12 protein-coding genes are annotated in these 13,025 nt (G+C 67.9%); 10 read left to right on the forward strand and 2 right to left on the reverse strand.

Annotated elements, in window-relative coordinates; all coding sequences use genetic code 11:
- Positions 1-8 precede the first annotated feature (8 nt).
- Both V7Z82_RS06095 and V7Z82_RS06100 read right to left on the reverse strand, forming a co-directional pair.
- A complete protein-coding gene (locus V7Z82_RS06095) occupies positions 9-986 on the reverse strand; it encodes a branched-chain amino acid ABC transporter permease (protein ID WP_334149062.1) in 978 nt (325 codons plus the stop codon).
- Positions 987-989: 3 nt separating this feature from the next.
- Positions 990-2,288 carry a branched-chain amino acid ABC transporter permease gene (locus V7Z82_RS06100; protein WP_442927595.1) on the reverse strand — a complete coding sequence of 433 codons (1,299 nt, stop codon included), beginning with the start codon at positions 2,286-2,288 and terminating at the stop codon, positions 990-992.
- Between the two features lie 310 nt (positions 2,289-2,598).
- Between V7Z82_RS06100 and guaB the strand changes: the two genes are divergently transcribed.
- From guaB to V7Z82_RS06150, 10 genes are all read left to right on the forward strand, one after another.
- Positions 2,599-4,101: an IMP dehydrogenase gene (gene guaB, locus V7Z82_RS06105; RefSeq protein ID WP_334149066.1), complete on the forward strand. Its 1,503-nt coding sequence runs from the start codon at positions 2,599-2,601 to the stop codon at positions 4,099-4,101.
- A gap of 53 nt (positions 4,102-4,154) precedes the next feature.
- Complete coding sequence (locus tag V7Z82_RS06110) at positions 4,155-4,469, forward strand: DUF2277 domain-containing protein (RefSeq protein WP_334149068.1); 315 nt, start codon at positions 4,155-4,157, stop codon at positions 4,467-4,469.
- A 240-nt stretch (positions 4,470-4,709) separates the two neighbouring features.
- Positions 4,710-5,753 carry a response regulator gene (locus tag V7Z82_RS06115; protein WP_334149070.1) on the forward strand — a complete coding sequence of 348 codons (1,044 nt, stop codon included), beginning with the start codon at positions 4,710-4,712 and terminating at the stop codon, positions 5,751-5,753.
- Positions 5,753-6,742 carry an ATP-grasp domain-containing protein gene (locus V7Z82_RS06120; protein ID WP_334149072.1) on the forward strand — a complete coding sequence of 330 codons (990 nt, stop codon included), beginning with the start codon at positions 5,753-5,755 and terminating at the stop codon, positions 6,740-6,742. The genes V7Z82_RS06115 and V7Z82_RS06120 overlap by 1 nt, the downstream gene beginning before the upstream one ends.
- Positions 6,739-7,452 (forward strand): PHP domain-containing protein, encoded by a 714-nt coding sequence (locus V7Z82_RS06125; RefSeq protein WP_334149074.1) that lies wholly within the window; start codon positions 6,739-6,741, stop codon positions 7,450-7,452. Before V7Z82_RS06120 ends, V7Z82_RS06125 begins: the two co-directional genes overlap by 4 nt.
- Complete coding sequence (locus V7Z82_RS06130) at positions 7,452-8,939, forward strand: glycosyltransferase family 2 protein (protein WP_334149076.1); 1,488 nt, start codon at positions 7,452-7,454, stop codon at positions 8,937-8,939. Before V7Z82_RS06125 ends, V7Z82_RS06130 begins: the two co-directional genes overlap by 1 nt.
- Entirely contained in the window at positions 8,936-9,082 is a 147-nt protein-coding gene (locus V7Z82_RS06135) for a hypothetical protein (protein WP_334149078.1), read from the forward strand. Before V7Z82_RS06130 ends, V7Z82_RS06135 begins: the two co-directional genes overlap by 4 nt.
- The gene (locus tag V7Z82_RS06140) at positions 9,079-9,423 is read left to right on the forward strand and encodes a response regulator (RefSeq protein ID WP_334149080.1); all 345 of its coding nucleotides are present in this window, start codon (positions 9,079-9,081) and stop codon (positions 9,421-9,423) included. Before V7Z82_RS06135 ends, V7Z82_RS06140 begins: the two co-directional genes overlap by 4 nt.
- Positions 9,420-11,213, forward strand: a complete 1,794-nt coding sequence (locus V7Z82_RS06145) for a PAS domain-containing sensor histidine kinase (RefSeq protein WP_334149082.1) — start codon at positions 9,420-9,422, stop codon at positions 11,211-11,213. Before V7Z82_RS06140 ends, V7Z82_RS06145 begins: the two co-directional genes overlap by 4 nt.
- A gap of 79 nt (positions 11,214-11,292) precedes the next feature.
- Positions 11,293-12,981 carry an ABC-F family ATP-binding cassette domain-containing protein gene (locus V7Z82_RS06150; RefSeq protein ID WP_334149084.1) on the forward strand — a complete coding sequence of 563 codons (1,689 nt, stop codon included), beginning with the start codon at positions 11,293-11,295 and terminating at the stop codon, positions 12,979-12,981.
- Positions 12,982-13,025 lie beyond the last annotated feature (44 nt).

A 13,025-nucleotide genomic window follows, 5' to 3' on the forward strand; every position in this document is an offset into this window, starting at 1 on the left:
CGGCTTCATCACTTGACAAAGGTCATCTCCCTCTTGTTTCCGAGGATTCCCTGCGGGCGGAACACGACGATCAGCATGAGCACGATGCCGATGACGATGTATCGCACGACGTCAGCCTGCGCTCCGGACATCGGCAGGTATCCGGCGGTTGCCATGGCTGGCAGGAGCGCGCCGAGGAAGGCGAACACCACCCAGAAGAGCACAGCGCCGAGCGTAGGACCGAACACCGTGGCAGCGCCGCCGAGCAGCAGGATCGTCCAGAGGAAGAACGTGAGCGATGTGGAGTAGCTGCCTGGGATCACCGCAGAGGGCAGGATGAAGATCACGCCGCCGAGTGCTCCGATCACACCACCGACCACGAGTGCCTGCATCTTGTACGCGAAGACGTTCTTGCCGAGCGAGCGCACGGCGTCCTCGTCCTCACGGATGCCCTTGAGCACGCGGCCCCAGGGGCTGCGCATGAGTGCCCACACGACCAGGATCGCCACGGCAAGACTGATCAGGCCGACGACGCGTACCCAGAGGTCGGTCGCGTTGTAGGTCCATGGTCCGAAGCCGTACGTTCCCTCGGGGAAGGGGTTGGAATCCCGGAAGCTCTGGTGGTACCCGGAGAGACCTCCCGCCGAGTTCGTCCAGTCCTTGAAGAGTTCGGTCACGAACAGCAGACGAACCACCTCGGCGGTCGCGATGGTCGCGATCGCGAGATAGTCGGCACGCAGACGCAGCGTGGGGATGCCGAGCACGAGAGCGAACACCGCCCCGCCCAGCAGGCCGACGAGCAGTGCCGCCCACCAGGGGAAGCCGAACGTCAGGATCGAGATCGCGTAACCGTACGCGCCGATCGCCATGAATGCGGCCATACCGAAGTTGAGCAGTCCGGTGTAGCCGAAGTGCACGGCGAGACCGGTTGCCGCGAGTGCGTAGGCGATCGTCGTCGGGCTGAAGAGATAGGAGGCCGTATTGCCGAAAATGCTGCCGAAGTCCATGCGTCAGCCCAACCTTTCTTTTCGTCCGAGGATGCCTTGCGGTCGCACAAGCAGGATCAGGATCAGCGCGACCAGCGCTGTCGCATACTTCAGGTCGGTCGGGACGCCGAGCAGGGTCGAGACCTCGACGGCCATACCGACGATGATCGAGCCGATGAGGGCTCCGATCGCCGATCCCAGACCGCCGAGCGTGATCGCGCAGAACATCAGCAGCAGCATCTGCATACCCATGTCCCATTTGACGCCGGGTCGGAAGTACGCCCAGAGGATGCCGGAGATCGCGGCGAGAACTCCCGCGAGGATCCATACCGTGCGGATGACCTTGTCGACGTCGATGCCGGATGCCGCAGCGAGCTGCGGGTTGTCGGAGATCGCCCGAGTGGCTTTTCCCGTTCGGGTCTGCGTGAGGAAGAACGCCACACCGAGGATGACGATGATGCTCGTCGCCATGGCGATCATGTCGATGTACGACAGAGAGATAGGCCCGAGTCTGATCGGCTCAGGGCTGGCCCCGGGCAATTGCTGCGTGTTGCCGCCGATGATGTACTGCAGACCGTAGCGCAGGGCGAGCGAGAGTCCGATGCTCACGATCATGAGCTGAACGACTCCGAGGCCTTTGCGTCGCAGCGGCTTCCACAATCCGGCATCCAGAGCCCAGCCCAGTGCGGCGCCCCCGATCACTGCGGCGATGATACCGAGCCAGAGCGGCAACTGCCAGACGGAGGTGAACAGCAGTGCGACCACGGCACCCCAGGTCACCATCTCGCCGTGGGCGAAGTTCGACAGCCGCGTCGTTCCGTAGATGAGCGCGGCACCCATCGAAGCGAGGCCGAGCAGCAGCCCGAAGTTCAGCCCGCCGACCATCCGCGACAGCAGCTGATCGATGAAGGAGACGGTGACACGCTCTCCTGCGCCCAGGAACAGGTTGACGATCTTGGTGCCGGTGAGTCCGAATTCGAGTTCGAATGAGGCCGTGGTGCCCGCGATCGGCTGAGTGCCCTCGGGGAGCTGCGCCGCGTCGACGATCACACCATCCGGGAGGGTCGACTCGTCCACCGTGAGTGTATAGGTGTCCTTCTCGGGGACGTACAGACGCCACTTGCCCTCGGCGTCCGTCTCGGTCTCCGCGTCGAAACCGTTGCCGTCGATGGTCATCACCACGCCCTCGACGGGGGTATCACCGTTGGTGATGACACCGGCGAAGTAGAAGTCGGTGACCTCTTGGCCATCGTCGGTCGTGTCGGCCGACGCGGGGGCCGCCGGTTGCAGGAGGAATGCGGAAAGTGCGATCAGGATGCCGATGAAGGCGACCACCCAGGGTCGCTTCCTCTGCACGGTGAGTGTCGTGGGTCCCACGCAACCTCCACTGTGAGTGCTGTCGCCACGGTGTCGGGTCGACCGCGGTGATGGACAAGTGCATTTGAGCGTAGTGTGCCGACCGCGATTCTCCTACAGGCCGTCCCTGGATCAGGAGCGATCGATGCACCCAGCTGGGAATGTTCTCGGGCGCGTCTCGCTTAGAATCTCTATACGGGTGCTGGCCCGTATCGGACGACGACGACCGACTTATTCGAATTCGGAATCGCGCGAACCGCGCGGGAGGAGCCCCCACATGGAACAGCACGATCCCTTCGGTTTCGTCGGACTGACGTACGATGACGTGCTGCTGCTGCCCGGGCATACCGACGTCATCCCCAGCGAGGCGGACACGTCGTCGCGGATCACGCGTCGCATCTCCGTCGCCACCCCGCTGCTGTCCAGCGCGATGGACACCGTGACCGAGTCGCGCATGGCGATCGCCATGGCCCGCGAGGGCGGCATCGGCATCCTGCACCGCAACCTCTCGATCGCCGACCAGGCCGCGCACGTCGACCGTGTGAAGCGCAGCGAGTCCGGCATGATCACCGACCCCATCACGACGACGCAGGACGCGACCGTCGAAGAGGTCGACAACCTCTGCGCGAAGTACCGGATCTCCGGGCTCCCGGTCGTCGATGACGACGGCAAGCTGGTCGGCATCATCACCAACCGCGACATGCGCTTCGTCTCCGGCTTCGAGCGCCAGACCACCTTCGTCAAGGACGTCATGACGAGCGAGAACCTCGTCACCGCCCGCGTCGGCGTCGCCGCCGGCGAGGTCATCGCGCTGTTCGCGAAGCACCGCGTCGAGAAGCTGCCGCTGATCGACGACGAGGGCAAGCTCGCCGGCCTCATCACCATCAAGGACTTCGACAAGAGCGAGAAGTACCCCCTCGCCACGAAGGACGACCAGGGTCGCCTGCGCGTCGGCGCGGCCATCGGCTTCTTCGGCGATGCATGGGAGCGCGCTGAGGCGCTGCGCGATGCGGGCGTCGACGTGCTCGTGGTGGACACCGCCAACGGCCAGTCGCAGGGCGTGATCGACCTCGTCCGTCGCCTCAAGGCCGAGGAGTCCTTCGCCCACATCGACATCATCGGCGGCAACGTCGCGACCCGCGAGGGCGCGCAGGCGCTGATCGACGCAGGCGTGGATGCCGTCAAGGTCGGCGTCGGTCCCGGCTCGATCTGCACCACCCGAGTGGTCGCCGGTGTCGGCGTGCCGCAGGTGACCGCGGTCTACGAGGCCTCGCTCGCAGCGCGCCCGGCCGGTGTGCCGGTGATCGCCGACGGCGGTCTGCAGTACTCGGGCGACATCGCGAAGGCGCTCGTCGCCGGTGCGGATGCCGTGATGCTCGGCTCGCTGCTCGCCGGCACCGACGAGTCGCCGGGTGAGATCGTGTTCCAGTCAGGCAAGCAGTTCAAGCAGTACCGCGGCATGGGTTCGCTCGGTGCGATGCAGACGCGTGGCAAGCAGACGTCGTACTCGAAGGACCGCTACTTCCAGGCCGACGTTCCCAGCGACGACAAGCTGATCCCCGAGGGCATCGAGGGTCAGGTCCCGTACCGCGGTCCGCTCGCCGCCGTCGCGTACCAGCTGGTCGGCGGCCTGCGTCAGTCGATGTTCTACGTCGGAGCGCGCACGATCGAGGAGCTCAAGCAGCGCGGCAAGTTCGTGCGCATCACGTCGGCAGGGCTCAAGGAGTCGCACCCGCACGACGTGCAGATCGTGGTCGAGGCACCGAACTACAAGAAGTAGCCGCGGCGCACGACCCCTTGGGGCTGCGCGCGAATCGGCCTACCCTGGTTCGCATGTGCCGCAACATCGTCCCGCTGAACAACTTCGAACCGGCCGCGACCGACGAGGAGTGCCACGACGCTGCCCTGCAGTTCGTGCGCAAGATCGCCGGCACGACGAAGCCCTCCAGAGCCAATCAGGAGGTCTTCGATCGCGCCGTCGCCGAGATCGCGCACGCGACGCGACACCTCATCGACGACCTGGTCACCACGGCGCCGCCGAAGATCCGCGAGGCAGAGGCCGACAAGCGCCGTGCCCGTTCGGCCGAGCGGTACGAGGCGATCCGGGTGTTCCAGGAGCAGAAGCGGGCCGCTCGAGCGGCATCCTGAGAGAAGTCGTTCCGGCGCCGCATGCCGCGCCGATCGTGTGTCTCGCACGCTGATCGGTGACGTTGCGCGTCGTGTGCGGATGCCGCGCGGTGCTGCGCGCCATCGAAGCGTTGACCGGTATGCCAGTATTTAGGAAAACCCCGCTCGACTTTCCCTCCGAGCTCCTGGTGTTGAAGGGCACCGTGAGATCGACGCCGGCTTTCCACGCGGCAGGGAATTTCCCCAAGGAGAGCTGCATACATGCTTGAGGATGCGCCCCGCGTTCTCGTCGTCGATGACGACCCGGACGTCGCCCTGCTCGTGAAGACCGTGCTGGAGAGGCGCGCCGGCTGCGTCGTCGACCTCGCCGTCGACGGCCAGGCCGCGATCGACCTCGTCGCGACGGTGCGCCCCGATGTGGTGGTCACCGACATCGAGATGCCGGGGATCAGCGGTCTCGAGCTGCTCGCCGAGCTGCGACGACTCATCCCGGGGGTGCCGGTCGTCGTCATGACGGCGCATGTCTCGGTCGACTACGCGGTCTCGGCGCTCCGCGCGCAGGCCGATGAGTTCCTCACGAAACCCCTCGACAACGTCCGGCTGGTCGAGACGGTCACCCGTCTCGTCGAGGAGGGCCGTCGGCGCCGTGAGTCGAACCGACCGAAGAACGTCGTGCTCGCGATCGGCGCGCACCCGGACGACGTCGAGATCGGCGTCGGCGGACTGCTCGCAGCGCACGCCCAGGCCGGCGACGAGCTGACGGTCCTGACGCTGTCCCGCGGCGCCCGCGGGGGAGACGCCGAGAGCCGGCAGAACGAGTCGCTCGCAGCAGCCGAGATCCTCGGCGCCCGGCTCTTCCTGAAGGACCTCGTCGACACCGAGATCTCCGGCGGCGGCGGTACCGTGCGACTGATCGAGGAGGTCGTGCGCGAGATCCAGCCCACCATCGTCTACACGCACTCCCAGAACGACCGGCACCAGGACCATCGTGCGGTGAGCGAGGCCACGATCGTGGCCACCCGGCGGGTCGGCACGGTGGCGTGCTACCAGAGCCCCTCGTCGACGATCGACTTCCGGCCGACGCGCTTCGTGCGCATCGACCAGTACCTCGAGCAGAAGCTGCGGCTGCTGGCGTGCTTCCAGTCGCAGACAGCGAGCCGTGACTACCTCGAGCCCGACTTCGTGAGCGCGACGGCGCGCTACTGGTCGCGCTTCGGCGGCGGACTCGCGGTCGAACCGCTGGAAGTGGTGCGTGAGACGGCCGAGTTCGTCGGTGCACACGAACTGACGAGGCGGGAGAGCTGATGACCAAGCGCGTACTGGTGACCGGAGCCGGGGGACCGGCCGGCGTCGCCGTGATCCGATCGCTGCTCCGGCGGTCCGACCTGACCGTGTTCGCAGCTGACATGGACGGCTGGGCGAGCGGCATCTACCTGGTGCCGGCTGCCCAGCGCCGCCTGGTGCCGCCGGGACGCGACGAGGACTTCGTGCCGGCGCTCGCACGGCTCGTGCAGGAGGACTCGCTCGATCTCGTGATCTCCACGGTCGACGTCGAGCTCGTCGCGCTGGCGAGTCATCGCGAAGAACTCGCGCCGGCGGTCCTCGCCGCGCCGTCGGCCGAGACGCTCCACGCCGCCCTCGACAAGCTCACGCTGGCAGAGCGCTGCGAACCGACCGGCTACGCGCCGCGCACGGTGCTCGCAGGCCCGGACGCCGAGGCAGTGGATTGGGAGTTCCCGGTCTTCGCGAAGCCGCGTCAGGGCGCGGGTAGCCGCGGTATCAGGCTGGTGCCGGACCGCGCCGCCCTCGAGGCGCTTCCCCTGGATGAGGGCCTCATCGTGCAGGACTTCCTGCCCGGCGAGGAGTACTCGGTCGACGTGATCGCCGACGCGCAGGGCAACGTCGTCGCCGCAGTGCCGCGCACGCGCGCACGTGTGGACTCCGGTGTCGCGATCGCCGGTCGGACGCTGCGCGATCCGGAGCTCGAGAAGACCGCAGCATCCCTCGCGCAGGCGATCGGTCTGGTCGGTGTCGCGAACGTGCAGCTGCGCCGCGATCGCTCCGGCCGTGCCGTCCTGCTCGAGATCAACCCTCGCTTCCCCGGCGCGCTCCCGCTCACCATCGCGGCGGGCGTCGACATCCCGTCGCTGGTGGTCGACCTGTTCCTGGGACACGAGCTTCCTGCCAGGGTGCCGTTCCGCGAAGTCGCCTCGGTGCGCTTCCTGGAAGACGTGATCGTCGAGGTCGAGGACATCCTGGTCTCCGAGCATGCGGGGCATCAGGAGGAATCGTGAGCCCGGCGATCCTCCACGGCGATCACCACGTCCACTCGACGTTCTCCGACGACGCCGTCTCCACCCTCGCTGAGAACGTCGCAGCGGCATCGTCCATCGGCCTCACCACGCTGCGACTGGTGGACCACGTTCGGCAGAGCACTACGTGGGTGCCGGAGTACCTGACCGCGGTACGCGAACTCGAGATCCCCGACGGGCTCACGGTGCTCACCGGCGTCGAGGCGAAGATCCTCACGGCGGCAGGTGAACTCGACATCCCGGTGCTGCCGGACGGTGTCGACCGCATCCTGATCGCGGACCACCAGTTCCCCGGCGTCGACGGACCGCTCGGGCCGACGGCGGTGCGCGAGCGCATCGCTGACGGTTGGGCGAAGGACGACGTCCTGGACCAGCTCGTCGAGGCGCTGATCGCCTCGATGCAGCGTCATCCCGGCAATCAGCTGGCGCACTGCTTCTCGATCCTCCCGAAGATCGGCCTCTCAGAGGGCGAGCTGGGCGCTGAACGGGTCGAGGCCTGGGCGCGCGCCGCCGCGGCATCCGACACCCTCGTCGAGGTCAACGAGAAGTGGGCGTGCCCCGAACCGCGCACGCTCCGGGCGCTCCGCGCAGCCGGCGCCGAGATCGTCGCCTCGACGGACAGCCATGTCGCGTCCGACGTCGGACGCTACGACCGCGTCACGGGGCTGCTCGCCGACGCCGGGGAAGCGTGATGGCCGATCTCACCTGGCTGCAGACGACCTTCGTCGTCTTCCTCCTGATCTGTGTCTTCGTCGGCACGCTGCCGGTGATCAACACCGCACTGCAGTTCCTGACGCTGCCGTTGCACGCGTTCCGCAACCACTACGGGAAGGCCGCGCCGTATCATCCGAACGTCGCCGTGCTGATCCCCTCCTGGAACGAAGGCATGGTGATCGGACCGGCGATCGAGCGGCTGCTGCAGCTCGAATACCCCGCCGACCGGTTGCGCATCTTCGTCGTCGACGACGCCTCGACTGACGACACCCCCGAGCTGCTGGCCGCCAAGATGGCGGCCTACCCTGGTCGCGTGCACCACCTCCGGCGGGAGGTCGGCGGTCAGGGAAAGGCGCACACGCTCAACCACGGTCTCGACATCGTGCTCGCCGATGCGTGGACCGAGGCCGTGCTCATCATGGACGCCGATGTGATCTTCGCGCGCGATTCGCTGCGCAAGCTCAGCCGGCATCTCGCTGACGAGAAGGTCGGCGCGGTCACCGCATACATCGCAGAGGGCAGCAGGGACCGCAACTACCTGACCCGCTTCATCGCGATCGAGTACGTGATCGGCCAGCTCTCCGCTCGCCGCACGCAGAACGTGGGCGGCGCGATCGCCTGCCTCGCCGGCGGCGCACAGCTGCACTCGCGGGCGAACCTCGAGGCGATCGGCGGACGGATCCCCACCGGCACCCTCGCCGAGGACACCATGACCACGTTCGAGGGGCAGCTCAAGGGCCGCCGCATGGTCTTCGAGCCGCACGCGGTCGTCCTGGCCGAGGAGCCGCGCACGATCGACAGTCTGTGGAAGCAGCGCCTTCGCTGGGCGCGTGGCAACGTGCAGCTCACCTCGATCTACCGCACGCTCTGGTTCCGGCCGAGCCGCCTCCACAACCTCGGCAGCTTCGCGTTCGGACTCGCGTGGTTCACGATCCTGCTCCTGCCGGCATTCATGCTGCTGGCCGCAGCGGCGATGCTCACGCTCCTCGTGCTGCACAGCGACATCGCGGAGTTCGTCTTCCGCCTCATGTGGATCTCGGCGGCCTGCGTCTATCTGTTCTCGATGCTGTACGCCGTGCAGCTGGACGGGCGGATCGGGCGGCAGTCCTGGCGCGAGGCGCTCATGTTCCCGGGGCTCGGCGCGCTGATCCTGATGGCCATCGCACTGTTCCCGTGGCTCTTCGAAGAGGGCCTCGCCGAGCTCGGGCTGGGACTCACCGACGAGTCGCGGTTCACGTGGGCCGTGATCTTCTACCTGTGGGGACCGATCTCGATGCTGGGCATCTGGCTCGCCCGGGCGGTCGAGCCGCTGCCCGGCGGCCGGTTCTTCGCGGGGCTGCTGCTCTACATCTGCGGGTATGGTTCGCTGTTGTGCGCGATCACCGTCGATTCGTACATCAAGGAGTGGCGTCGCGCCGACGCCTCATGGATCAAGACCGAGAAGATCGGACGGGTCGACTCATGACCGAGACACCTTCGCAGGAGGCGGCCGAGGTCGAGGAGATCGCCGCTGACCTGCGCCGGGAACGACTGCTCATTCCGCAGGCGCTCCTCGCCGCAGGCATCGTCGCGGTGATCGTGATCGTGCGAGAGCTGTTCCTGCGGTGACCCGTCCGCTCGCCCTCCTGGTCGAGGACAGCGTCGATCAGACAGCACTCCTGCGCCGATACCTCGATCGAGAGGGATTCGACGTGTTCGCGGCACCGGATGCCGAGACCGCGATCGCGGCCTTCGCCGGCATCGATCCTGTGGTGGCGGTGCTCGACCTGCTTCTGCCCGGCATCTCGGGGCAGGAGTGCGCACGACTGGTCCGCGAGCGCTTCCCGGAGTGCTTCCTGGTGATCAGCTCGGTGCTCGACGCCGCGGACTATCCGCCGGCCGATGCCGCGCTGCCCAAGCCCATCATCGGAGCGGACATGCACGAGATCCTCGGACGCGTGCAGCGATGAACGCGGCGACGCCGCTCGACCGCGCGGAGAACAGCTGGTACCGGCTGTTCGACAACCCGAGCCCCCTGCTGAAGCAGGCCCCGACCGCGATCGCGATCGTGATCTCGGCGCTCGTGGCGTGGCTCAACCCCGAACTGCCCTTCACCAACGGCTTCTCGGCGCTCGCCGGCCTCGTCCTGGTGCTCGGCGCGACCGTGCAGGCGGCGGCGCTCAGCATGCTGCGGGTGTACGAGGGCTGGGTCGTGCTCATCATCCCGATGATCGACATCCTCGGGCTCGGCCTGTTCCGCGCCGGGACCGGCGGAGCGACATCGGTCTTCGGGTCGCTCGTGCTGCTCCCGGTCGTCTGGATCGCGGCGGCTCCCGGCATCCGCTACGTCTTCGCGGTGGGGGCGCTCACGTCGGTCGCGCTGCTCATGCCGTACTTCGCGAGCCCACCGGACACTCCGGTCGAATGGCTGCGGGGAGTGGTCGGACCGCTCGTGTTCTCGGCGATGGCCGCCGTGGTCAATGAGCTCTCCCGACAGCAGCGTGTGCGAGCGGAACAGGCCGAGAGGCTGGTCGCGGAGCGGACGGCGGCTCTCTCCGACAACGTCGCGATGATCGTGCAGCTGCGCGAGAAGGAGCACCAGTACCGTTCCCTCGTCGAGTCGTATGAGGGCCTGTGGTCGTCCATCACGGCGCAGGCTGTGATCGCCACGGACCACAGCGGGTGGATCACGGCGTGGAATCCCGGGGCAGAGCGTCTGCTCGGCCTGACCTACGCAGAGGCGACGCAGCACGTCCGTGTGGATCGGTTCTTCTCGGCATCGTCGCTGACCGCGCTGGCGAGCGACTGCACGGTCGGTGAGCGAGCCGACGACGCCGCCGATCTTCCTGCGGGGCTGCGGGCGCTGTTCGCGGGTGCAGATGACGAGCAGAGCGTCGAGAGCGATGTCGACGTCGTGACGGCGGCGGGGACCGCGGTTCCCGCTCGCGTCACGGTCAACCCGTACAAAGACGGTGAGGGCACGCAGCAGGGCTATCTGCTCGTCGTCACCGATGAGAGCAGGGCCGTCGAGGTCGCGCGCATGAAGGACGAGTTCGTCGGCATGATCTCGCATGAGCTGCGGACGCCGCTGAGCGCGATCATCGGCTTCCTCGACCTGCTCCAGAACGACCCTGGTCAGCCGCTGACCGAGGACCAGCAGGAGTTCGTCGGCATCATCGAGCGCAACGCGCAGCGCCTGCTCAATCTCGTGGGCGACCTGCTGTTCACGGCGCAGGTCGAGTCGGGGCGGTTCCCGCTCGACCGAGCGGATGGCGACATCGCAGAGATCGTGCGCTCGGCCGTCACCTCGGCAGGGCCGCACGCGTTGCGCGAGGGGATCTCGCTCACCGCGGACGTGCCCGATGGTCCGCTGCGACTGCTCATCGACGCCGGTCGGATCGGACAGGCCGTCGACAACCTGCTCTCCAACGCGATCAAGTTCACGCCGACCGGCGGCAGCGTCGTGGCGCGGATCCGCATGGTCGACAGCGGGGTCGAGCTCTCGGTGCGGGACACCGGCGTCGGCATCCCGGCGGACGAGCAGGCGATGCTGTTCACCCGGTTCTTCCGCGCATCGACGGCGACGCAGAACGCTGTCCCCGGCGTCGGTCTCGGGCTCACGATCACGCGGGCGATCGTGATCGCGCACGGCGGGACGATGGACATGACGAGCGAGGTCGGCGTCGGCACGGAGTTCCGGTTCACGCTGCCATCGGCACCGCGCACCGAGGTGCTGCACACCCTCAGCCTGACGGAGTGAGCAGCGCGGTGCCGGAGACGGCTCGCGACTGATAGCCTGGTCGGCTCGCCAGTCGCGGGCGGAAGGACGGCCTCGCACTGTGGGCTCCATCGATGTCTCCGGCGTCTCGCTGACGCTGCCCGACGGCAGACCGCTGCTCGACGACGTGACGTTCCGCGTCGGTCAGGGGTCGACCAGCGCGCTGATCGGTCCGAACGGGGCCGGCAAGACGACGCTGCTGCGGATCATCCGCGGCGACCAGGCCGTGGATGACGGTGTCGTGACCATCGACGGCGGCCTCGGCGTCATGGACCAGTTCGTCGGTCACGGCGAGCCCGGGCAGACCGTGCACGAGCTCCTCGTCCGTGTCGCGCCTCGTCGCATCCGAGCCGCGGCCGAGGCCCTCGAGGCAGCCGAGAACGCGCTGATCGATCGGGACGAGCACGATACGCAGATGGCATACGCCTCCGCGATCTCGGAGTACGCGGACGCCGGTGGCTACGAGCACGAGACGGTCTGGGACCAGTGCACGGTCTCGGCGCTGGGCCTGCCGTTCGAGCGGGCGCGCTACCGCGAGCTCACCACGCTGTCCGGCGGCGAGCAGAAACGGCTCGCACTCGAGGCGCTCCTTCGCGGACCCGACCAGGTGCTGCTGCTCGACGAGCCGGACAACTACCTCGACGTCCCGGCGAAGCGCTGGCTCGAGGCGCAGCTGCGCGAGTCTGCCAAGACGGTGCTGCTCGTGTCGCACGACCGCGAGCTGCTCGCTCGCGCCGCCGATCGGCTGATCAGCCTCGAGCCCGGTGGTGCTGGATCGACCGCCTGGGTGCACGGCGGTGGTTTCGCGACGTACCACCAGGCCCGCAGCGATCGGATGGACCGGCTCGACGAGCTGCGGCGGCGATGGGACGAGCAGCACGAGAAGCTGCGCATCCTCGTCGCGAACCTGAAGGTGAAGGCCTCGGCGAACGACGGTTTCGCCTCGCGCTACCAGGCTGCCCAGACACGGCTGCGGAAGTTCGAGGAGGCAGGGCCTCCGGAGGAGCGCCCGCCGTCGCAGGAGTTCGACATGCGGTTGCGCGGTTCGCGCACCGGCAAGCGCGCCGTGGTGGCGACGGGCCTCGAGCTCACCGGGCTCATGCGGCCCTTCGACGCCGAGGTCTGGTACGGCGACCGCGTCGCGGTGCTCGGCTCGAACGGGTCCGGCAAGTCGCACTTCCTGCGGCTGCTCGCGCGAGGCGGCAGCGACCCCGATCCGACGCTCGGACACCTGACGGCGGCGGGGGAGCAGGTCGGCGCGGTCGCGCACACCGGGCGCGCAGTGCTCGGGGCCCGTGTCGTGCCCGGGCTGTTCGCGCAGACGCACGCGCATCCGGAGTTCGTCGGCCGGACGCTCCTCGAGATCCTGCACCGCGGCGACGATCGACGCAGCGGGATGCCGCGGGATGCCGCCAGCTCGGCGCTCGACCGCTACGGGCTGGTCCGTCAGGCGCAGCAGACGTTCGAGTCGCTCTCAGGAGGCCAGCAGGCTCGTTTCCAGGTGCTGCTGCTCGAGCTGTCGGGGGCGACGCTCCTGCTGCTCGACGAGCCGACCGACAACCTCGACCTGGAGTCGGCTGAGGCGCTCGAGCAGGCGCTCGCGCGCTTCGAGGGAACGGTGCTCGCGGTCACGCACGATCGCTGGTTCGCCCGGTCCTTCGATCGCTTCCTGGTGTTCGGCTCCGAGGGTGACGTCTACGAATCGGGCGAGCCGGTCTGGGACGAACGCAGGGTGGCCAGGGCGCGCTGACCTGCGTCCCTGGGTCCACCTGGGTCCCTGGGTCCACCTGGGTC

Source organism: Microbacterium sp., assembly GCF_036823965.1.
Classification (GTDB): domain Bacteria; phylum Actinomycetota; class Actinomycetes; order Actinomycetales; family Microbacteriaceae; genus Microbacterium.